Below are 20703 nucleotides of genomic sequence, written 5' to 3'. Positions count from 1 at the left end.
CGCCGCGTGGGCGCCTGACACGGCCCTGTGCGCCTCGCTCGGTCGAGATCCTCGGATCCCTCCGCGTCAGGCGCACAGGGCCGTGCTCCGTGTACGGATGCCGCAGCTCAGCCGCGCATCGCGACGCCGCGGCGCCAGTACCCCATGAATGCGACCTGCGAGCGATCGATGCCGAGATCCTTCACGAGGTGGCGGCGCAGCGTGGTCACGACGCCGCTCTCCCCCGCGATCCAGAAGTACCGGTCCGCCGCCGCGTGCGTGGCGGTCTCCTCGCCGAGGCTCGAGTACTCCGGTGTCTCCCAGACCAGCTGCTCGCCCTCGAGATCCTGCACCTCGACGTGCGCATGGCAGTCGCCCAGGTGCGTGAGCACGGTCGGGATCAGCTGCGCGCCGTGCGCCTCGTCCTCGTCGCGTGCCAGCCAATGCACGTCGACCCCCGCGGGGGCGTCGATGGTCAGGATGTCGGCGGCCGACGGCACCTCGATGAACGCGGTGCCGCGGAGGTCGCGCGCGGCATCCTCCAGGATGCGGGCGATCGCCGGAGCCGCGGTCTCGTCTCCGGCCAGCAGCACCGACGGGGCCTCGCCCGGGGCGTACTCGATGCCGCCGTGCGCGGTCACGCCGCGACGCGGGCCGATCACGAACAGCTCCTGACCCGCCTCCGCGGCGCTCGCCCAGCGCGATGCCGGCCCGGTGAGCCCCGGCTGCAGGTGCAGCACGAAGTCGACGTCGACCTCGGTGCCGGCCGGCGTGATCCGCAGATCGCGGATCGAGTAGGTGCGCATCGATCCGCGCTCCTCCTCGGGCACCGCGAGGTACGAGCCCCACCAGTCGTCGGTGTCGCGGTCGAGAGGGGGGAGGATGCCGGATGCCGGCGGGAAGATCAGCTTGATGCGCGAGTCGTAGGCCTCGCCGGGCGTCCCGAAGTCGGCGAGTTCCGCGCCGCCGAAGGTCACGCGCACGAAGTTCGGCGAGACCCGCGTGACGGCACGCACCTCGGCGCGGGCGAGCACGTAGGTGGGACGCTCGGTGGTGGTGGTCTCAGCGGACATGGTGCCTCCCGATGGGTGTGACCATCGGCTTGCCCGAGACGGGGTCGATGGTGATCTGATTGGCGAGGCCGAAGACCTCTTCGACGAGCTCGGCGGTCACGATGTCGGCGGGTGCGCCGATCGCATGCACGGCCCCGTCCTTCATCGCGACGAGCTCGTCGGCGTAGCGGGCCGCGAGGTTCAGGTCGTGCAGCACCATGACGATGGTGGTGCCGCGGGCGACGCTGAGGTCGGTGAGCAGGTCGAGCACCTCGACCTGGTGCGCGACGTCGAGGAAGGTGGTGGGCTCGTCGAGCAGCAGGATCTCGGTCTCCTGCGCCAGCGCCATCGCGATCCACACGCGCTGACGCTGTCCTCCCGAGAGCTCGTCCACGCTGCGGTCGGCGAGGTCGGCGATGCCGGTCGCGTCGAGGGCATCCGCCACGACCTCGTAGTCGTGGGTGCTCCAGCGGGCGAGGGCCTTCTGGTGCGGGTGGCGTCCACGCCCGACCAGGTCGGCCACGGCGATGCCCTCCGGCGCGAGCGGCGACTGCGGCAGCAGCCCGAGGATGCGCGCGACCTCCTTGGTCGGCCGCGCGTGCACCGATTTGCCGTCGAGCACGATCTGCCCGGCGGTCGGGGAGAGCAGACGGGCGAGCGAGCGCAGCAGCGTCGACTTGCCGCATCCGTTCGCTCCCACGATGGTCGTGATCTTGCCGGCCGCGACGGACAGGTCGAGACCGTCGATGATGGTGCGGTCGCCGTAGGAGAGGGTGACTCCTTCGGCCGACAGGCTGTGCGAGACGGTCACAGCGATCCTCCCGAGCGGTTGGTGCGGATGAGCAGGTAGATCAGGTACGGGGCGCCCAGCACGCCGGTCACGACGCCCACGGGGTACCGGGTGCCGAGCGCGAACTGCGCGATCAGGTCGCCGCCGAGCACGAGCACCGCACCCACGAAGGCGCTGGGGAGGAGCAGGTTCGCGCCGGGTCCGGTGATGCGGGCGGCGATCGGCCCGGCCATGAACGCCACGAAGGCGATCGGCCCGGCGGCGGCGGTCGCGAAGGCGAGCAGCGTGACCGCACCGAGGATGAACAGCAGGCGGGTCGCGGTGACGCGGACGCCGATCCCGGAGGCCGAGTCGTCGCCGAGCTGCAGGGCCCCGAGTGCGCGTCCCTGTGTGAGCATGAGCGGCACCACGATCGCGGCGGCGATCAGCAGGGGCAGCGCTCGCTCCCACGACGCATTGTTGAGGCTGCCGGTGAGCCACTGCATCGCCGTCTGGATGTCCCAGTTCGCCGCGCGCGACAGCATGTACGAGATGACGCTCTGCAGCATCGCCGCGATGCCGATGCCGATCAGGATCAGGCGCGTGCCCGCGAACCCGCCCTTGATCGAGAGGAGATAGATCACCAGCGCGGTGACGACGGCGCCGACCAGCGCGAACAGCGAGACCAGCGGGCCGTTGAGCGACAGGACGACGATGCCGAACACCGCCGCGGCGCCCGCGCCGTTCGAGATGCCGATGATGTCGGGCGAGGCCAGCGGATTGCGCAGCAGCGTCTGGAACGAGACACCGGCGATGCCGAACCCGATCCCGGTGAGCACCGCGAGGATGGCGCGGGGCAGGCGCAGCTCTCCGACGGTGAACGAGGCGCCGGGGACCGTCTCACCCAGGATGACGCGGATGACCTCGCCGGGCGTGTAGAACGTGTTGCCGATCATGAGGGCCACCGCGAACAGGGCCAGCACCACGACCCCCAGGATCGTGGTGGCCACGGTGTGCCGACGATGGCGTGCCCGACGGCCGGCGACGATGCGGGCGACGCGGTGCGCCGGGGATTCGTCCGACCGGTCGAGCGTGTGCTCGGTGCGTCCGGCCGGCGCGGTGTGCGCGGTGTGCTCTGTCCTGCTCACAGCTCACGCACCTTCTGACGACGGACGATCCAGATGAAGAACGGCGCACCGATGAGCGCGGTGATGATGCCCACCTGGATCTCCTCCGAGGTCGGCGCGATCACGCGGCCGACGATGTCGCTCGCGGTCAGCAGGGCCGCCCCCGCGAGCGCCGAGAACGGCAGCAGCCACCGGTGGTCGGTGCCGACGAGCATGCGGCAGATGTGCGGCACGACCAGGCCGACGAAGCCGATCGGTCCGGCGATGGCGGTGGCGGCGCCGGCGAGGATCACGGCGCCGAGGGCCGACAGCATCCGCGTGCGGAACACGTGCTCGCCGAGCCCTTTGGCCATGTCGTCGCCGAGGGCGAGCGAGTTCATGCCGCGCGCGCAGAGGACGCAGATGAGCGCGCCGATCGCGAGAACAGGGGCGGTGAGCGCGATCCGCGGCCACTCCGCGCCTCCGACGCCGCCGATCTGCCACGACTGGAACGTCTGCAGCAGGTCGACCCGCGGGAGCATGACGGCGCTGATCAGCGAGGCGAATGCGGCCGAGGTCGCGGCCCCCGCCAGGGCGAGCTTGAGCGGGGTCGCTCCCCCGCGCCCGAGCGAGCCCACCGTGTACACGAACGTGGCCGCGACCGCGGCTCCGACGATCGCGAAGGCCATCTGCCCGAACGGGTTGCTGAGGCCGAAGAACGCGATGCCGAGCACGACGGCGAGCGAGGCGCCGTTCGAGACGCCGAGGATGCCGGGATCGGCGATCGGATTGCGGGTGACGGCCTGCATGGTCGCGCCCGAGAGCGCGAGCGCCGCACCGACCAGCAGCGCGAGCACGGTGCGCGGGATGCGCTTGACGATCGCGGCCTGCTCGATCGTGTCGGTCTGTCCGGAGAAGGCCGCCACGATGTCGTCGAAGGTGACGGCCCGCACGCCGAACGAGATCGACAGGATGCTCAGAACGAGCAGGAGCCCGACCCCGGCGAGGAGCCAGAGAGTGCGCGCCAGGGCCGGGCGCCGCAGGACTGCGGCGCCCGGCGCGAGGGCGGTGGCTGTGGTCACGTCGTCATCACTCCGCGGGATGCGGATGCGGGACTAGTCCGCGAGCGGAGCCGCCAGCAGCGCGAGGTAGTCGCTGAGACCCCACGGGATCGACAGCGGCGACGGGTTGGCGGATGCGGCGATCGGCGTCGCGTTGGGCAGGATCGCGATGCGGCCCTCGGCGATCGCGGGGATCTTCGACAGCAGCGGGTCGGCCTGCAGCTGCGGGATCAGCGAGTCGTCGCCGTACGTGACGAACACGTCGACGTCATCGAACTTCGCGGCGTCCTCGGCACTGACCGTGAGGTCGAACTTGTCGCTGCCGACGGAGTCCTCGACGATCGACGGGAACGGCAGGCCGAGGTTGTCGTGCAGGAACCCGGGGCGCGTGTCGGTCGCGGTGTAGTAGCCGATCTGGCTGAGGTCGGTGGGGTCGAGGTAGGCGAACAGGATCTTCTTGTCGGCCAGGGCGCTGTTGGCCTCGAGCGCGGCATCCGCGTCGGCATCCAGCTCGGCGATCAGGGCCTCGCCCTCGTCCTCGAGCCCGAGGGCCTTCGAGTTCATCTCGATCATGTCGTCGACCGAGGTGCCCCAGGCGACCTCGGGGTACGCCACGACGGGCGCGATCTTGGAGAGCGTGTCGTACTCCTCCTGCGTGAGGCCGGAGTAGGAGGCGAGGATCACGTCGGGCTCGGTGTCGGCGACGGCCTCGTAGTCGATGCCGTCGGTCTCGTCGAACAGCACCGGGGTCTCGGCGCCCAGCTCGTCGAGCTTCTCCTCGACCCAGGGCAGCACGCCGTTGTCGTCGTCGTCGCCCCACGTCGCCTTGCTCATGCCGACCGGCACGATGCCCAGCGCCAGCGGCACCTCGTGGTTCGCCCACGCGATGGAGGCCACGCGCTCGGGCTTCTCGGTGATGGTCGTCTCGCCGAACGCGTGCTCGATCGTCACGGGGAAGGCGTCGGCGGAGGCCGGGTTGCTCCCGGCGTCGGAGGATCCGTCGGCGGTCGAGGTCGCGCAGGCCGTGAGGCTCAGAGCGAGCGCTGCGGCCGTGCCGACGGCGGCGAGGAGTCGAGAGGTGCGCACAGGCATTCCCTTCGGAGAGATGGAGGGGTGACGACGCAGAGTGCGTCAGGCTTTGGTAAGCCTCGCCTAATCTAACAGAAAGTTAGGGCATCCTCAGTCGCCGATCCTCCGGGGAGGCGCCGGGCGCACGAGAAACCGGCCGGACCCCGTGAGGGATCCGACCGGTTTCCGTACGATCAGTGCGCGCTCAGAGAGGGCGGATGTTCGCAGCCTGCATGCCCTTGGGGCCACGCTCAGCGTCGAATTCGACCTTCTGGTTCTCGCGGAGCTCCTTGAAGCCCGAGCCAGTGATCGCCGAGTAGTGGGCGAAGAGGTCGTCCGAGCCGTCATCGGGAGCGATGAAGCCGAAGCCCTTTTCCGCGTTGAACCATTTCACAGTGCCAGAGGCCATGTGCTTTCTTCTTTCTGTTGATCTAGCCGCTGTTTTACACGGCCTGTGCATCGCACCGGAGCATCCGGTGGATACGAGGGAGCCGCCTCCGGATGGAGGGGGCGAGATTTCGGGGGATCCGTGCCGAACCAATCGGCGCAGAATTCGGATCCAGATGTCGGGCCACACACGTCGCAGCAAGCGTTCGCGGGCCGGTGATGAATGACGCCCCCGGAAGGAGGCACGTTGCCAACCGTATCACGTCCCCCCGTCGAGCGCCGCCCCTTCTTTCCAGGCCGCCTCCGTTCGCCGACCGGCCCCTTTCTGTTCGACCCGGCCTTTTGTGAACGCGCACAAGGGGCCGGGTCGAACAGAAGGGGGTGGTTCGGCGAGAGAGCAGAGAGCGTCAGGCCTTGACGTCGCCGCGCCAGGAGCCGGTCGCGCCGCCCTGCGTCTCGATGAACTCCTTGAAGTTCTTCAGATCCTTCTTCACTGCATGCGATCCGACACCGACGAGCGAGCCCAGCTTCTCGGCCAGACCCTCCGGCTCCCAGTCGATCTGCACGGTGACGCGCGTCTCGACGTCGGACAGCTTGTGGAACGTCACGACTCCGGCGTGCTCGGTCTCGCCGCCGATGCTGTTCCAGGCGACGCGCTCGTCCGGGTGCTGCTCCGTGATCTCGGCGTCGAACTCGCGTGTCGCACCCGCGACCTTGACGGTCCAGTGCGTGTGGGTGTCGTCGGTCTGCGTGATCGACTCGACCTCGTCGAGGAACTTCGGGAAGGTCTCGAACTGGGTCCACTGGTTGTAGGCGATGCCGACGGGGACGTCGACGTCGATGGTCTCGATGATCTGCACCATGGGTGCTCCTCACTGCTCGTCGTTCGTGTCCCCCTATTCAGCGCGTGTCGGCGCTGTCTGGCGATGGGGTTGACATCGCGTGTGCAGACACCCTTCTGCTCAGGAACGGATGCCGGACGCCCGCGCGGCCACGGCTGCCTCCGTGCGGGTGCGCACTCCGAGCTTGCGCAGCACCGCGGAGACGTGGACGCTCACGGTCTTCGCACTGATGAACAGGCGCTCGCCGATCTGCCGGTTGCTGAGCCCCTCCGCGATCAGCGCGAGCACCTGATGCTCGCGCTGTGTGAGCACCGAGGCCTTCGCCGCACCACCACCCCGGAGCCCCGCCGCCGTCGCGAAGGCGTCGACCTCGGCCTGGAGCTGCACGTGGCCGAGAGAGTCGGCGATCTTCTCCGCCTCGAGCAGCACCGTCGACGCGGCGGCGCGATCGCCGTCCTGCACGAGCATCCGGCCCTGTTCCAGTCGGGTCACGACACGGAAGGTGACGGGCACATCGTCGCCGTCGGCGAGCGCCACCGCGTCGGCGACGAGCTCGGGCGTCGGATGCAACAGGGCCTCGAGAATCGCGGACCAGGCATCGCCGAGCAACTGGGCGGGCTGGGCGGCCCACGCGCCCCCGACGATCCGGACCGCCTCGGACACGTCGTCTCCGGCTGCTCGCAGTCCCGCGATGATCGCACCCGACTGCAGCAGAAGTCGTCGCTGGTGCAGCAGCACCGGCCCCGCGTCGGCGACCATCCCCAGGATCGCGGCGAGCGCGCCGCGCGGATCCCCCTCGCTCTCGGCCACCGCGACCGCCATCACGACCCCGTCGTACCAGACCTGACGCTCGACGAGCCCGGTCTCCCGGAACGCCGGCGCCCAGTCGCGCATCGCCTCGGCCGCCTCGGCGGAACGGCCGCGCCACGCCAGCACCCGCACACGGGTCATCGTCACGTACATGCGGAACACCCGCAGCGTGCCCTGCATGAAGTCGCGGGCGAGCATCTCCTCCACCCGGTCGATCTCGCCGCGCTCGAGCAGAGGCACCACCATGTTCTGCGCCATGATCGACCCCGACGTGCGTTCGACGCCGAGCGTCCGCGCCCGGGCGAGACCCTCCTGCGCCAGGTCGAGCGCCTCGGTATAGCGACCGAGCAGGCACAGCAGATCCGAGTAGTTGACGCGGTAGCGCATCTCGGCCGTCGTCCCCCGGGCCAGCTCACCCGCCCGCGCGTACTCGCGGATGCCGCCCTCGATGTCGCCCAGGTGCGCCCGCGAGGCGCCCCGCACGTTCGCAGCGACCGACAGCTGGTCATCGGAGTGCGCCCGCTCGGCGACCTCCGCGGCCTCGCCGGCGATGCGGATGGCCAGCTCACGGTCGCCCGCGATCATGTGACGACTCGCCAGCTGGTTCAGCAGTTCGGCGCGGAGCGCGTCATCCGCCGACCCGCCCGTGCGCGAGCCGTCGACGATCGCGAGGGACTGCCGCAGCAGGGGGATCGCTCCCGCGCGACCGAGGTTCACCAGGTAGAGCGCCTTGTTCCGGAGCAGCCGGGCGTGCAGGGGCGGATCGACGGCGGCGGGGTCGACCTCGTCGAGGGCGAGATCGGCGACCGCCAGCGCCCGCTCCCCGTCGCCCGCATTGCGCAGGATCGACCCGAGCACGTGGAGCAGCTCGAGATGCTCGACGCCGGTGACCTGCGCGGCGTCGGACACCTGCGGCCAGAGGTCGAGGGCGAGTTCACCGAACCGGGCGGCGGTGCCGAACGCGTAGCGCGCCTTGGCATGGTTCATCGCGTCGACGGCGGCGCTCAGGGCGCGACGATCATCGCGCGCGAGCTGCCAGTGGTAGGCGAGGGCGGCGGCATCGCCGCTGTCGGTGCTCGCGCCGAACGACTCGAGCGTCTCGGCGTAGGCGCGATGCAGCCGCGCGCGCTCCCCCGGCAGCAGGTCGGCATGCACGGCCTCACGCAGCAGCGCATGGCGGAAGCGGTACAGGTCGTCGACGACCACGAGGATGCCGCTCTCCGCGGCCTCGCGAAGCCCCTCGTCGAGGCGCGTCTCGTCGAACCCGTCGCGCTCCGGTCCGAGAAGGCGCGCCAGCAGCGGATGGGTCAGCGGGCGCTCGGCCCCCGATGCCACCTGGACCACCCGCCGTGCTTCCTCGCTCAGGCGGTCGAAGCGCGCGAGCAGGATGTCGCGGAGACCGTCGGGGAGAGGACCGGCCGCGGAGCCGGCGATCTCCTCGACGAAGAACGGCACCCCCTCCGCGCGCTCGTGCATGCGTTCGAGAGCGGCTTCCGTGAGCGGGCGCCCGGTGATCTGCTCGGCGAGTGTCCGCACGGCATCGCGGCCGAGACGGTGCAGGGCGACACGGTCGAGGACGCGAGCCCTGGTCGCCTCCGCGATGAACCGGCTGACCGCATCGCCCCGGCGCACGTCGTCGGAGCGACAGGTCAGCAGGAGGAGCACACGGCCGCGCGTCACTGCGCGCAGCAGGAAGGAGAGGATGGCGAGCGTCGACTCGTCCGCCCAGTGCAGATCCTCGACGATCAGCACCTGGGGGGCGCGCTCCGCCGCCGTCTCGATGAGCGTCGCGATCGCGTCGCGGAGTCGCTCCGGGCTGGTGTGTTCGCGGTCGGTCGACCCGGAGACCAGTTCGGGCAACAGCATCCCCAGGGCTTCGGCGCCGACCCCCACGGCGTCGCGCACTCCGTCGAGGCCCACCTGCGCCACGAGGGAGCGCAGGATGCCGGTCAGGGGTCCGTACGGTGTCCGGGCGGCCCCCAGATCGAGGCACCATCCGACGTGCACGTCGGCTCGTCGCGCGACCTCGGATCCGAACTCCCGGAGGAGACGCGACTTGCCGATCCCGGCCTCTCCCTCGACGAGAAGCGCGGTCGGCGTGCCCTCGGCCGCGCGCGCGAAGGCCCGGTGCACGCCCGCGAGATCGACATCGCGACCGACCATCGCGGAGCTCGGGGCGAGGAAGGACATGCGTTCATGCTCCCACTCGCCGACGACATCCGGAGGCGGGACGGCAGCCGGCGGGCGAGGTCCCGTCGCGAGCGTCGTCGCGCTCACCGGGCGGGGATCGCGCCGCACGCACCGGGCGCGCGGTGCTCGGAGGGACGGGACACCGCAGCGGGGCTCGCGGGCACCGCCTCCCGCACCGGTGCCGGGGGAGCATCGCGCAGGCGACGCAGCATCCTGCGCACCGCGCCCGGCGGACGGGGCACGATCTGATCGGCGTGCTCGCGCAGGAAGCGGCGCCGCTCCCCGGCTCTCTCGAGCTCCGCACGCTCCGACTCGATGAGCCGATAGGTGAGAGACGGGTGCTCGTACATGACTTCTCCTGACGGCGGGCGATTCCCCCACACTCCGCTCTGAGGCCCCTCCCCCGCATCGGACGGATGCCCTATCTTCCGCTCCGCCCCGCCTCAGACGGAGCGCGCCCAGAGCATCCGCGGGACTACCGTGGTGAGCATGCGCATCCCCGCCGCGATCCGCGCCTCCCAGCGCTCCTCCCTGCTGCAGGTCGTGAAGTCGGCCGCGGCGACGATCGCGGCCTGGCTGATCGCGGGGTGGGTGTTCCCCGGGCAGCTCCCCGTGTTCGCCGCGATCGCCGCGCTGCTGGTCGTGCAGCCGAGCGTGAACCAGTCGCTGTCGAAGGCGCTGGAGCGCAGCATCGGCGTGATCGTGGGGGTCGTGATCGCGGTCGCCCTGGGGTTGCTGCTCGGATCCCCCAGCTGGATCGTGCTGCTCGCGATCGTGGTCGCGATGCTCGTGGCGTGGGTCTTCCGCGCGACGCCGGGCACGGGCAACCAGGTCGCGATCTCGGCCATGCTCGTGCTCGCGCTCGGCTCGAACAGCCCGGAATACGCGATCGCGCGGATCGGCGAGACCCTGATCGGCGTCGTGATCGGCATCGTCGTCAACGCGCTTATCGTGCCACCCGTGCTCGTCGCGCCCGCACGACGCGATCTGGGACTGCTCGGCGCCGAGCTCGCGGCGAGCCTCGACCGGCTCGCGGCCGCCCTGCCGGAGCCGCAGACCCCCGCACGCCTGCAGGAGATGATGCTCGAGGTGCGGCTGCTGCGCCCGATGAAGGATGCCGCGGAGGCGACGATCGCAACCGGTGAGGAGTCGCTGACGCTGAACCCCCGGCGGTCGAACCATCGCGACGACCTGCGCGAGATGCGCGCCCTCCTGGACCGCCTGTCGCCGATCGTGACCCAGACGATCGGCATGACGCGCGCGTACTTCGACCACTACGACGACTCGCTCGGGCAGGAGCCCACCGTGGCCGCGATCGCCGAGGAGCTGCGCCGCGCAGGGCATGACGTGCGGCTCGCCGTGCAGATCGCGGACGTCACTCCCGATCCCGAACCCCTGACCTCCGCGATCCCCGCGCTGACGGCTCCCCTCGTGATCCGGCCGCCCTCGTCGCAGCACTGGATCCTGATCGGTTCTCTGCTGGAGGACCTCCGCCGCATCCGCGCCGAGCTGCTCGACGAGGACTAGCCCCTCGCTCGCCCTCTCGCCCTCTCGCCCTCTCGCCCTCTCGCCCTCTCGCCGAGCCACCCCTTTGTGTGCGAGCCGCCCCCTTGTGAACGCATACAAAGGGGTGGGTGGCACACGAAGGGGCCGGTCGGCGAGAGGGAGGAATACCCTGGGGGCATGGGTGAGATGACGCTCGCGGAGGCGCTCGGCGAACTCGCGGCACTCGAGGATCCGAAGATGCGCGCGGCGAACGAGAAGCGCGGCGACGACCACGGCATCAACCTCAGCCGGATGCGCGGCGTCGCGAAGAGGATCAAGACGGATCAGCCCCTGGCGCGCGAGCTCTGGGGCACGGGCGAGACGGCGGCCCGACTGCTCGCCCTGCTCGTCTGCCGACCCCGCGACTTCAGCGCCGACGAGCTCGACGCGATGCTGCGTGAGACCCGACCACCCAAGGTGAACGACTGGTTCGTGAACTACGTCGCGAAGAGGACTCCCCTGGCGGAAGAGCTGCGCCTGCGCTGGTTCGACGACGCCGATCCGACGGTCTCGGCCGCCGCGTGGTCGCTGACCTCGGTGCGCGTGGTGCGCGAGCCCGACGGCCTCGATCTGGAGCACCTGCTCGACCTGATCGAGCGCGACATGAAGGATGCTCCCGCTCGCCTGCAGTGGTCGATGAACGAGACCCTCGCGCAGATCGGCATCCATCACCCCGCTCTGCGCACCCGGGCGCTCGCGATCGGCGAACGCCTGCAGGTGCTCGCCGACTATCCGACCGCGCCGGGGTGCACCTCGCCGTTCGCACCGCTGTGGATCGGCGAGATCGTGCGGCGCCGCGAGGGCTGATTACGCTGGAGGCATGAGCACGCACATCGCCGCAGAGCCCGGTCAGATCGCCCCCCTCGTCCTGTTCCCCGGCGATCCGCTGCGCGCGAAGTGGATCGCCGAGACGTTCCTCGACGATGCCGTGCTGTACTCCGAGACGCGCGGGATGCTGGGCTTCACCGGCACCTGGGAGGGCCATCGCGTCTCGGTGCAGGGCTCCGGCATGGGGCAGCCGTCCATGGCGATCTACGCGAACGAGCTGTTCGACTCCTACGACGTGCAGACGATCGTGCGCGTCGGATCGTGCGGCGCACTGACCGAGAAGGTGAAGATCCGCGACATCATCATCGCGAACGGAGCCAGCACCGACTCCGGCATCAACCGCGTGCGCTTCCACGGGCTCGACTACGCCGCCGTGGCCGACTTCTCGCTGCTGCGCGCCGCGGTCGAGGCGAGTGAGGCGGAGGCTCTGACCTCAGCCGTGCACGTGGGCCAGCTGTTCTCGAGCGACCAGTTCTACAGCACCCGTCCCGAGCTCATGGAACCGTTCGTGCAGCACGGCATCCTGGGCGTCGAGATGGAGGCGGCCGCCCTCTACACGCTCGCGGCGTCGTACGGCAGGCGGGCCCTCGCGATCTGCACGGTGAGCGACCACATCGTCACCGGCGAGGAGACCACCGCGCAGGAGCGCGAGCAGACCTTCGGCGACATGATCCGCATCGCGCTGCGGGCGGCCACGCGGGTCTAGTGCGTCGGGCGGACGCCGTCGCCGTTCACCTGCCCGGGATGCGATGATCGAGGGACCATGTCATCGCTCCTCGACGCCGCCCCTCCCGCCGGAGCCGATGCGGACACCGTGTACCTGGCCTTCGTCGAATGGGCCGAATCCACGGGTCTCAGCCTCTACCCGGCGCAGGACGAAGCGGTCATCGAGATCGTCTCCGGCCACAACCTGATCCTGTCGACCCCCACCGGCACCGGCAAGTCGCTCGTCGCGGTCGGCGCGCACTTCGCCGCCCTCAACGCCGGCGTCCGCAGCTACTACACCGCCCCGATCAAGGCCCTGGTGAGCGAGAAGTTCTTCGCCCTGGTCGATGTGTTCGGCGCCGCGAACGTGGGCATGATCACGGGCGATTCGTCGGTGAACGCGGATGCCCCGATCATCTGCTGCACGGCCGAGATCCTCGCCAACCTCGCGCTGCGTCAGGGCACGGATGCCGAGGTCGGCCAGGTCGTGATGGACGAGTTCCACTTCTACGCCGACCCCGACCGCGGCTGGGCCTGGCAGGTGCCGCTGCTCGAACTGCCCCAGGCGCAGTTCATCCTGATGTCCGCCACGTTGGGCGACGTCACCACCCTCTCGAACGATCTCACCCGCCGCACGGGTCGCGAGACGACCTCGGTCACGGGTGTCGAACGGCCGGTCCCGCTGCACTACTTCTACGAGACCACGCCGATCCATGAGACCGTCGATGATCTGCTGAGCACCGGGCAGGCACCGATCTACGTCGTGCACTTCTCGCAGGCCGCGGCGATGGAGCGGGCGCAGGCGCTGTCGAGCACGAAGATCGCCACCCGGGAGCAGCGCGACGAGATCGCCGCGCTGATCGCCGAGTTCCGCTTCACGACCGCGTTCGGCAAGACGCTCTCCCGCTTCCTGCGCGCGGGGATCGGGGTGCACCACGCCGGCATGCTGCCGAAGTACCGCCGGCTGGTCGAGCAGCTCGCCCAGCGCGGACTCCTGCGCGTGATCTGCGGCACCGACACCCTGGGTGTCGGCATCAACGTGCCGATCCGCACGGTGCTGCTGACCGCACTGACCAAGTTCGACGGGACGCGGATGCGGCAGCTCAACGCGCGCGAGTTCCACCAGATCGCCGGTCGCGCAGGACGCGCGGGCTTCGACACCGCCGGAACCGTGGTCGCGCAGGCCCCGGAGCACGAATCCGAGAACGTCGCCGCGGTGAAGAAGGCCGGCGACGACCCGAAGAAGAAGCGCAAGATCGTGCGCAAGAAGGCACCGGACGGCTTCGTCTCCTGGGGCGAGCCGTCGTTCCGCAAGCTCATCGACGCGGTGCCGGAGACCCTGACCTCGCACATGCAGATCACGAGCGCGATGATGCTCAACGTGATCGCGCGCGGGGGCGACGTCTTCGGCAATATGCGCTCGCTGGTATACGACAACCACGAGCCGCGGAAGAGGCAGCGCGAGCTCGCGATCCGTGCGCTCGGCATCTACCGCACGCTGCGCGAATCCGGCATCGTCGAGCGGACGGATGCCGGAGAGATCCGCCTGACGGTCGATCTGCAGCCGAACTTCGCCCTGAACCAGCCGCTCTCGCCGTTCGCCCTCGCCGCGTTCGAGCTGCTCGACCCGGAATCCTCCGCCTTCGCGCTCGACATGATCTCGATCGTGGAAGCCACTCTCGACGATCCGCGCGCGGTGCTCGGACAGCAGGAGTTCCTGGCCCGTGGCGAGGCGATCGGCGCCATGAAGGCGGAGGGCATCGAGTACGACGAGCGGATGGAGCTGGTCGAAGAGGTGACGTATCCGCGCCCGCTCGAAGAGCTGCTCACCGCGGCCTTCGAGACCTACAGCGCTGCCCAGCCGTGGATTCGCGACTTCGAACTGCATCCGAAGGCCGTCGTGCGCGACATGTACGAGCGCGCCATGTCGTTCGGGGAATATGTCGCGTACTACAAGATCGCGCGCTCCGAGGGAGTCGTGCTGCGCTACCTCTCCGACGCCTACCGCGCGGCATCGCAGACCATCCCGGAGGAGCTCAAGAACGACGACCTCCGCGACCTGATCGAGTGGCTCGGCGAGCTCGTGCGGCAGGTCGACTCGAGCCTGCTCGACGAGTGGGAGGAGCTGGTCAACGGCGTCATCCCCCCGCACGGCGACGATGCCCCGGTCGTCCCGCCGGCCCCCGCACGTCTCACGAGCAACGTGCGCGCCTTTCGCATCCTGGTGCGCAACGAGATGTTCCGCCGCGTGCAGCTGGCGGCGCGCGACGACGTGGATGCTCTCGCCGAGCTCGATCCCTCCTTCGGTGCCGAGGCCTGGTCCGACGCGCTCGACGGCTACTTCGCCGACCACGACGAGATCCTCACCGGCGCCGACGCCCGCAGCTCGACACTGCTCCTGCTCACCGAGGGCGCCGGCTCCTGGACCGTCCGTCAGATCCTCGACGACCCCGCGGGCGATCACGACTGGGGCATCTCCGCGACGATCGACCTGGTCGCCTCCGACGAGGCGGGCGAAGCGGTCGTCACCGTGACCGCGGTGGACCGGCTGTAGGAGCCTGCCCGCCTCCGCTCGACGACGTCACAGCGCCGCGCGCACGAGCCGCGTCACCAGGTCGACGTACGTCACGCCCGCCGCCGCGAACATCCGTGGCACCTGCGAGGCGGCGGTCAGCCCCGGCATCGTGTTGACCTCGTTCAGCACCGGCCCGCCCGCCGTCAGGAAGAAGTCCATCCGCGCCACCCCCGCGCAGCCGAGTGCGTCGAACATCGCGATCGCGGCCCGCTTCAGGGCCGACGTCTCGGCCGCGTCAAGCGCCGCGGGCACGGTGAAGCGCGCGCTGCCGTGGTATTTGGTCGCCGTGTCGAACAGTCCGCTCGCCTGGATCTCGAGCGGCGGGGCGGCCCAACGGATGCCGCCGGCCTCCCGCAGCACGGCGACGTCGATCTCCCGCCCCCGCACGACCTCCTCGACCAGGATGCGGCGGTCGAAGCGAGCCGCCTCCTGCAGGGCCGCGAGCAGCTGATCCTCCCGGGTCACGAGGTTCACCCCGTAGCTCGATCCCGCCGAGGCGGGCTTCACCACCACCGGGCCCTCGAACTCGATGTCGCCGATGTCCCCGGCCGCGACGAGTCTGCCCCGGGCGGTGCGGAGCCCCACGGCATCCGCCACCAGCTTCGTGGTCCACTTGTCCATGCCGATCGCCCCCGCCCGCACTCCCGCTCCGACCACGCGCACCCCCGCGAGTGCGCACAGCGCCGCGAGGCTCCCGTCCTCCCCCGGAGCGCCGTGCACCGCGGGGAACACGACGTCGGCCCATCCCAGCAGCGGCAGTGCCTGCGTGAGGGAGTCGGCGACCGTGGCCCCGGGTGGTACGCCGTCGGCACGCCAGCGGCCCGCCCGGTCGATCGTCACGCACCGCACCTCGTGATCGCCCAGGCGCAGCGCCGCCGCGACCGCCGACGCGGAGGCGAGGGAGACGTCGTGCTCGGCATTCTGGCCGCCGCCGATCACCAGCACCCGCGTCACCATGCGACGCTCCGGCGCACGCGGGTGCCGATGCCGGTCACGATCGTGTGCGGGATGGTCCCCGCCCACCGCGCCCAGTCCTGCACCGACGGCACCGCGCCGCCCTCCGGTCCGAACACGCGCACGATCGCCCCGCGCGGCACTGCTTCCTCGCCCGTGTCGACGACGATCTGGTCCATCGACACCCTCCCCACGATCGGATGCCGCCGACCGTCGATCTCGACCCCCGCCGCGGCGGCGAGCTCGCGCGGGATGCCGTCGGCGTATCCGACACCGATCACACCGAGGTGCGTGGGCCGGTCGGTGACGAACTCTCCTCCGTACCCGACCGCGGTCCCCGACGGCACCACGACGCTCTGCACGACCGCGGCGGTGAGGCGCGCGGCTCCGTGCAGCGCGACGGTGTCGGACGGATCGATGCCCACGAGCCCCGCGCCGATCCGCACCATGCCGAAGTGCGTCGCCGGATCGGTGAGCGCTCCCGCGGTCGCCGCGAGATGCACCAGCAGCGGCCCGAATCCCGCCCGCAGTGCGGCATCCCGCGCCTGCCGCAGCCGCAGCACGGCCGGAGCGTTGGCCGCGGGGTCACCCTCCTCGGCCCGCGGCAGATGTCCCATGACGCCCACGACCTCGATCCGGCCGCGGGCATCGCGGGCGCGCTGCAGCAGTTCGTACCAGTCGTCGAGCGGACAGCCGCCTCGAGACATGCCCGTATCGACATGGAGGTGCACGCGCACGATCCGATCGGCATCCCGGGCGAGCTCGCGCAGCTCGACCACCGACCCGACCGCGATGTCGATCCCGTGACGGGCCGCCCTCCCCGCGTCGACGCCGCCGGGGTTCAGCCACGACAGGATCGGCACCGCGATGCCGGCGTCGCGCAACGCCACCGCCTCCGCGACCTCCGTCACCCCGAGCCACTCGGCGCCGGCGGCGATCGCGGCCTGGGCGACCGTGAGCGCCCCGTGCCCGTAGCCGTCGGCCTTGACCACGGCCATGATGCGCGCCTCGGAGGCCGCCCGCACCCGGTGCACGTTCGCCGCGACCGCCGCCGGGAGCGTCCCGAGGGTGGGGGGCTGCAGGTGCACGAGCGTCGCCGGCACGGGCGCGAGCTGGGCGGTCATCGCTGCATCCTCGGGTCGTCGCTGGGGTCGTCGAACATCTCGGGGCATCCGTCGTGGACCGCCTCCGGCCGCAACTCGTAGTGCCACGACTCGTTGGCGTAGATCTGGCAGAGGCCGTAGCCCGCGCCGCGCTGGGCGAGCCAGTCGAGCGTGGGCAGGGGCCCGAGATCGACCGCGTCGCCGGAGACGTGTGCCGACGTCGCGGCGCTCGCGACCCAGCGAGCGGCCTCGTCCTCCGAGCCGTACCGCACGACGGCGTCCTGCAGCATCCGCTCCTGCAGTGCCGCCGACCGCCAGCCGCTGTTCACCCGCAGCACGATCCCGTCGAAGTCGGCATCGGTCGCCGCGCGCTGCAGCGCCTCGAGCAGCGCCGGGTCGAGGTTGCCGACCGCCACCCGGTCGGTGTCGAAGACGGTCGGCTGGTCGCCGTCGCGGATCACGCCGTCCGCCTCGCTCGGCGCGAGCACCGATCCGTCGATCGGCGCGGCGGTTCCTCCCGCCGTCGATGTCGGGGCGGCGGAGGTCTCCGCGGATGCCGCGGAGAGGGACTGCTGCACGGCGAGAGCGGCCAGCAGGGCGACCGCGAGCACCGCCGCGACGAGCACGAGGGAGCGGACGCGATGCGCGCGTCGGGGGCGAGGGAGACCGGTGGTGTTCATGCCTCCAGTGCAGTCGTCCGCCCGTTGCCAGGGCGTATGCCGTTTTCCATACGCTGGCGATATACCGGGGTGCGTAGGATCGCAGCCATGCGTGTGCTGATCGTCGAGGACGAGCCCTACCTCGCCGAGGCGGTGCGCGACGGGCTGCGCCTGGAGGCGATCGCGGCCGACATCGCGGGCGACGGCGACACCGCGATGGAGCTGCTCCGCATCAACGCCTACGACCTCGCGGTGCTCGATCGCGACGTGCCCGGCCCGAACGGCGATGCGATCGCGCGGTGGATCGTGGCCTCCGGCAGCGGCATCCCGATCCTCATGCTCACGGCCGCCGACCGGCTCGCCGACAAGGCGTCCGGATTCGAGATCGGCGCCGACGACTATCTCACGAAGCCCTTCGAGCTGCGCGAACTCGTGCTGCGCCTGCGCGCGCTCGACCGTCGGCGCCGGCGCGCCCGCCCGCCCGTGCTCGAGATCGCGGGGCTGCGGCTCGACCCGTTCCGGCGCGAGGTGTACCGCGACGGACGCTACGTCGCCCTCACGCGCAAGCAGTTCGCCGTGCTGGAGGTGCTGGCCGACGCGGCCGGCGGAGTCGTGAGCGCGGAGGAACTGCTCGAACGCGCCTGGGACGAGAACGCCGACCCGTTCACCAACGCCGTGCGCATCACGGTGTCGTCGTTGCGCAAGCGGCTGGGCGAGCCCGGGCTGATCGTCACGGTTCCCGGGGTCGGCTACCGGATCCAGGCGGATGCCGGTGCGTAGGCGTCGCGGGATGAGCGCCCGCCTGAAGCTCACGCTCAGCTACGCGGCGATCGTGGTGTTCTCCGGCGTCCTGCTGCTCGCGGCCGTCGGGCTGTTCCTGCTGCGATACGTGCCGGACGTGCAGATCGTCGCCGACATCTTCGTGCCCAACCGCTCCGATCTGCTGCGCGCGTTCGTGCCGGTGGCGACCGCGGTCATGGTCGCGCTGATCGCGCTCGGGCTCGGCGGCGGCTGGCTGCTCGCCGGACGGATGCTGGCACCGCTCGACCGCATCCGCGAGGCCGCCACGCTCGCGACGCACGGCTCGCTCGCGCACCGGGTCGCGCTGGAGGGCCCCCGCGACGAGTTCCGCGATCTCGCCGACGTCTTCGACTCGATGCTCGAGCGCCTCGAGGCGCAGATCGCCGAGCAGCAGCGGTTCGCCGCGAACGCCTCGCACGAGCTGCGGACTCCGCTCGCGATCTCGCAGGCGATGCTCGACGTCGCCCGCTCCGACCCCGATCGAGACGTGGATGCGTTGATCGCCCGCCTGCACGACGTCAACGCCCGGGCCATCGAGCTCACGGAGGCCCTTCTCCTGCTGAGTCGGGCCGAGCGCGGGTCGTTCCCCCGCGAGACCGTCGATCTCTCCCTGCTCGCCGAGGAGGCGGGGGAGGCGCTGCTCCCGCTCGCCGAACGCCGTGGCGTGACCATCGAGGTCGCCGGAGCCCCCGCGCTCACGCTCGGCTCGGCGGCGCTGCTGCAGCAACTCGTGACGAACCTCGTGTCGAACGCCGTCGTGCACAACCTGTCGTTCGGCGGTCGTGTGGCCGTGCGCACGCATGCGCAGCCGCAGGCCCTGGCGCTCGTGGTCGAGAATACCGGTCCGGTCATCCCGGCGCCCCTCGTCGCGACCCTGATCGAGCCCTTCCAGCGGGGCGCCGAACGCACCCGCGGCGAGGATCACGGAGGCACCGGGCTCGGCCTCGCGATCGTCGAGCGCATCACCCGCGCGCACGGCGGCACTCTCGTGCTCACGCCCCGCGGCGAGGGTGGGCTGATCGTGACGGTGTGGCTGCCGCATCCATATCCCGCCGGACCCCCGGACTGAGGCCGGCCGCGCCGCGCTGTGCACGGGGCTCGGTGATGTGCGCGTGGCTCGGCCAGATACGGCCACGAGGGCCGAGCCGAGCGCACATCACCGAGCAGGTGTGCACGGTCGCTCACCGGTCGTCGCCCGCTCAGCGCGCGGGCGACGCCGTGGACGCCCGCGGGATCAGGGTGGGCAGGGCACGCGTGATGCTTCCCGCGGGTCCTCCGAGCAGGTCGAGGGCGCTCGTGGCGATCTGATCGAAGGCGGTGCGCACCGAGGTCAGCGGTACGGGCAGCATGGCGGCGAGCGGGATGTCGTTGTACCCGACGACCGACAGATCGCGCCCGATGCTGAGCCCGGCGGCGGAGGCCGCGGCGACGACGCCGATGGCCAGATTGTCGTTCGCGGCGAAGATCGCGGTGGGCGGGGGCACCGCATCGCTGAGCAGGGAACGTCCGGCGATGTGGCCCGCCTCGATGCCGTACCCGGTGGAGATCACGCGGTCGTTCGCGAGCTCGATCCCGCCCTCGGCGAGCGCGCGGCGGGCCCCCGCGAGGCGATCCCGGGCACTCGACGTGAACCACGGGCCGGTGATGACGGCGATCTCCCGATGCCCGAGGTCGACCAGGTGACGGGCGGCGAAGTACCCCCCGGCCTCGTCGTCGCCGAGCGCGGAGGGGCTGACGCCATCGGTGCGGAGCACGAGCGCGTGCGGCACTCCCCGTTCGCGGAGGGAAGCCGGCAGCGTGTCATCCAGGCGCGCGGTCGCGAGCACGAGGCCGTCGACGTTCCTGTCGAGCAGGGTCTCGGTCGCGCGTCTCTCCTCGACGGGGTCGTCGCCGCACGTGGCGACCACGGCGAAGGAGCCGCGTGCACGGGCGGTGCGCTCGATCGCCTCGAACATGAGCGCCATGACGTGGTCGGTGAGCCGAGGCACCAGCACCCCGATCGTGCCCGTCGCCCCTCGGCGGAGTCCGGACGCGAACATGTTGCGGCGGTAGCCGAGATCGTCCGCGATGCGTCGCACACGCTCGGCGGTCGATGAGCGCGAGGGCGGGGTGCGGTCGTCGAGCACCCGGCTGACCGTCGAGATGCTGACGCCGGATGCCGCGGCGACGTCCTTCAGCGTGACGACGTGTCGCTCCTGCTGCTCGTCCACGGCATCCTCCTCGATGGAATCCGGATCCGGGTGTTGACAACCCCGGCACCCCCGAGCAT

The 20703-nt window shown here is 71.0% G+C and carries 19 protein-coding genes; 6 read left to right on the top strand and 13 right to left on the bottom strand.

Going from position 1 to position 20703, the window contains the following annotated elements:
* Window positions 1-107: 107 nt before the first annotated feature.
* The 9 genes from ACWA14_RS01445 to ACWA14_RS01405 all read right to left on the bottom strand — a co-directional run bounded on the left by ACWA14_RS01445 (window position 108) and on the right by ACWA14_RS01405 (window position 9614).
* Complete coding sequence (locus tag ACWA14_RS01445) at window positions 108-1052, bottom strand: siderophore-interacting protein (protein ID WP_463795669.1); 945 nt, start codon at window positions 1050-1052, stop codon at window positions 108-110.
* Complete coding sequence (locus ACWA14_RS01440) at window positions 1042-1842, bottom strand: ABC transporter ATP-binding protein (protein WP_463795668.1); 801 nt, start codon at window positions 1840-1842, stop codon at window positions 1042-1044. The genes ACWA14_RS01445 and ACWA14_RS01440 overlap by 11 nt, the downstream gene beginning before the upstream one ends.
* Complete coding sequence (locus tag ACWA14_RS01435) at window positions 1839-2948, bottom strand: FecCD family ABC transporter permease (RefSeq protein WP_463795667.1); 1110 nt, start codon at window positions 2946-2948, stop codon at window positions 1839-1841. Before ACWA14_RS01435 ends, ACWA14_RS01440 begins: the two co-directional genes overlap by 4 nt.
* A complete protein-coding gene (locus ACWA14_RS01430; protein WP_463795666.1) occupies window positions 2945-3988 on the bottom strand; it encodes a FecCD family ABC transporter permease in 1044 nt (347 codons plus the stop codon). Before ACWA14_RS01430 ends, ACWA14_RS01435 begins: the two co-directional genes overlap by 4 nt.
* 33 nt (window positions 3989-4021) lie before the next feature.
* A complete protein-coding gene (locus ACWA14_RS01425; RefSeq protein WP_463795665.1) occupies window positions 4022-5053 on the bottom strand; it encodes an iron-siderophore ABC transporter substrate-binding protein in 1032 nt (343 codons plus the stop codon).
* A 187-nt stretch (window positions 5054-5240) separates the two neighbouring features.
* On the bottom strand, window positions 5241-5444 hold the full coding sequence (locus ACWA14_RS01420; protein ID WP_045277989.1) for a cold-shock protein: 204 nt from the start codon (window positions 5442-5444) through the stop codon (window positions 5241-5243).
* A 385-nt stretch (window positions 5445-5829) separates the two neighbouring features.
* Entirely contained in the window at window positions 5830-6285 is a 456-nt protein-coding gene (locus ACWA14_RS01415) for an SRPBCC family protein (protein ID WP_463795664.1), read from the bottom strand.
* 99 nt (window positions 6286-6384) lie between these two features.
* Window positions 6385-9264 (bottom strand): helix-turn-helix transcriptional regulator, encoded by a 2880-nt coding sequence (locus ACWA14_RS01410; protein WP_463795663.1) that lies wholly within the window; start codon window positions 9262-9264, stop codon window positions 6385-6387.
* Between the two features lie 83 nt (window positions 9265-9347).
* The gene (locus ACWA14_RS01405; RefSeq protein ID WP_463795662.1) at window positions 9348-9614 is read right to left on the bottom strand and encodes a hypothetical protein; all 267 of its coding nucleotides are present in this window, start codon (window positions 9612-9614) and stop codon (window positions 9348-9350) included.
* A 139-nt stretch (window positions 9615-9753) separates the two neighbouring features.
* On the opposite strand from ACWA14_RS01405, the gene ACWA14_RS01400 reads away from it, so the two are divergent.
* The 4 genes from ACWA14_RS01400 to ACWA14_RS01385 all read left to right on the top strand — a co-directional run bounded on the left by ACWA14_RS01400 (window position 9754) and on the right by ACWA14_RS01385 (window position 14896).
* Window positions 9754-10791, top strand: a complete 1038-nt coding sequence (locus ACWA14_RS01400; protein WP_463795661.1) for an FUSC family protein — start codon at window positions 9754-9756, stop codon at window positions 10789-10791.
* A 156-nt stretch (window positions 10792-10947) separates the two neighbouring features.
* Entirely contained in the window at window positions 10948-11616 is a 669-nt protein-coding gene (locus ACWA14_RS01395; protein ID WP_463795660.1) for a DNA alkylation repair protein, read from the top strand.
* Window positions 11617-11629: 13 nt separating this feature from the next.
* Window positions 11630-12343: a purine-nucleoside phosphorylase gene (gene deoD / locus ACWA14_RS01390; protein WP_463795659.1), complete on the top strand. Its 714-nt coding sequence runs from the start codon at window positions 11630-11632 to the stop codon at window positions 12341-12343.
* 57 nt (window positions 12344-12400) lie between these two features.
* Window positions 12401-14896: a DEAD/DEAH box helicase gene (locus tag ACWA14_RS01385; protein ID WP_463795658.1), complete on the top strand. Its 2496-nt coding sequence runs from the start codon at window positions 12401-12403 to the stop codon at window positions 14894-14896.
* A 27-nt stretch (window positions 14897-14923) separates the two neighbouring features.
* Here ACWA14_RS01385 and ACWA14_RS01380 read toward each other — a convergent pair whose 3' ends face one another.
* From ACWA14_RS01380 to ACWA14_RS01370, 3 genes are read right to left on the bottom strand one after another with little or no spacing between them, the layout of a single operon-like run.
* Window positions 14924-15874: a D-alanine--D-alanine ligase family protein gene (locus ACWA14_RS01380; RefSeq protein WP_463795657.1), complete on the bottom strand. Its 951-nt coding sequence runs from the start codon at window positions 15872-15874 to the stop codon at window positions 14924-14926.
* Window positions 15868-16995, bottom strand: a complete 1128-nt coding sequence (gene alr / locus ACWA14_RS01375) for an alanine racemase (protein ID WP_463795656.1) — start codon at window positions 16993-16995, stop codon at window positions 15868-15870. Before alr ends, ACWA14_RS01380 begins: the two co-directional genes overlap by 7 nt.
* Window positions 16992-17654, bottom strand: coding sequence for a M15 family metallopeptidase (locus tag ACWA14_RS01370; protein WP_463795655.1), 663 nt, complete (start codon window positions 17652-17654; stop codon window positions 16992-16994). The genes alr and ACWA14_RS01370 overlap by 4 nt, the downstream gene beginning before the upstream one ends.
* 87 nt (window positions 17655-17741) lie before the next feature.
* Here ACWA14_RS01370 and ACWA14_RS01365 point away from each other — a divergent pair, with 87 nt between their 5' ends.
* Window positions 17742-18413, top strand: a complete 672-nt coding sequence (locus ACWA14_RS01365; protein WP_463795654.1) for a response regulator transcription factor — start codon at window positions 17742-17744, stop codon at window positions 18411-18413.
* A 10-nt stretch (window positions 18414-18423) separates the two neighbouring features.
* Window positions 18424-19503 carry a sensor histidine kinase gene (locus ACWA14_RS01360; protein WP_463795653.1) on the top strand — a complete coding sequence of 360 codons (1080 nt, stop codon included), beginning with the start codon at window positions 18424-18426 and terminating at the stop codon, window positions 19501-19503.
* A 130-nt stretch (window positions 19504-19633) separates the two neighbouring features.
* Here ACWA14_RS01360 and ACWA14_RS01355 read toward each other — a convergent pair whose 3' ends face one another.
* Window positions 19634-20644: a LacI family DNA-binding transcriptional regulator gene (locus tag ACWA14_RS01355; RefSeq protein ID WP_463795652.1), complete on the bottom strand. Its 1011-nt coding sequence runs from the start codon at window positions 20642-20644 to the stop codon at window positions 19634-19636.
* Window positions 20645-20703: the final 59 nt, after the last annotated feature.

The sequence above is a fragment of the Microbacterium sp. TW_SC_2 genome (assembly GCF_055361165.1).
The sequence above is the reverse complement of the archived record's forward strand: the minus strand, read 5'-3'. Positions and strand labels throughout refer to the sequence as shown.

Coding starts and splice junctions, on each gene's coding strand:
- ACWA14_RS01360 (WP_463795653.1), top strand. CDS start 18,424: ATGAGCGCCCGCCTGAAGCTCACGCTCAGCTACGCGGCGATCGTGGTG.
- ACWA14_RS01400 (WP_463795661.1), top strand. CDS start 9,754: ATGCGCATCCCCGCCGCGATCCGCGCCTCCCAGCGCTCCTCCCTGCTG.
- deoD (WP_463795659.1), top strand. CDS start 11,630: ATGAGCACGCACATCGCCGCAGAGCCCGGTCAGATCGCCCCCCTCGTC.
- ACWA14_RS01385 (WP_463795658.1), top strand. CDS start 12,401: ATGTCATCGCTCCTCGACGCCGCCCCTCCCGCCGGAGCCGATGCGGAC.
- ACWA14_RS01365 (WP_463795654.1), top strand. CDS start 17,742: ATGCGTGTGCTGATCGTCGAGGACGAGCCCTACCTCGCCGAGGCGGTG.
- alr (WP_463795656.1), bottom strand. CDS start 16,995: ATGACCGCCCAGCTCGCGCCCGTGCCGGCGACGCTCGTGCACCTGCAG.
- ACWA14_RS01380 (WP_463795657.1), bottom strand. CDS start 15,874: ATGGTGACGCGGGTGCTGGTGATCGGCGGCGGCCAGAATGCCGAGCAC.
- ACWA14_RS01415 (WP_463795664.1), bottom strand. CDS start 6,285: ATGGTGCAGATCATCGAGACCATCGACGTCGACGTCCCCGTCGGCATC.
- ACWA14_RS01410 (WP_463795663.1), bottom strand. CDS start 9,264: ATGTCCTTCCTCGCCCCGAGCTCCGCGATGGTCGGTCGCGATGTCGAT.
- ACWA14_RS01370 (WP_463795655.1), bottom strand. CDS start 17,654: ATGAACACCACCGGTCTCCCTCGCCCCCGACGCGCGCATCGCGTCCGC.
- ACWA14_RS01445 (WP_463795669.1), bottom strand. CDS start 1,052: ATGTCCGCTGAGACCACCACCACCGAGCGTCCCACCTACGTGCTCGCC.
- ACWA14_RS01395 (WP_463795660.1), top strand. CDS start 10,948: ATGGGTGAGATGACGCTCGCGGAGGCGCTCGGCGAACTCGCGGCACTC.
- ACWA14_RS01405 (WP_463795662.1), bottom strand. CDS start 9,614: ATGTACGAGCACCCGTCTCTCACCTATCGGCTCATCGAGTCGGAGCGT.
- ACWA14_RS01420 (WP_045277989.1), bottom strand. CDS start 5,444: ATGGCCTCTGGCACTGTGAAATGGTTCAACGCGGAAAAGGGCTTCGGC.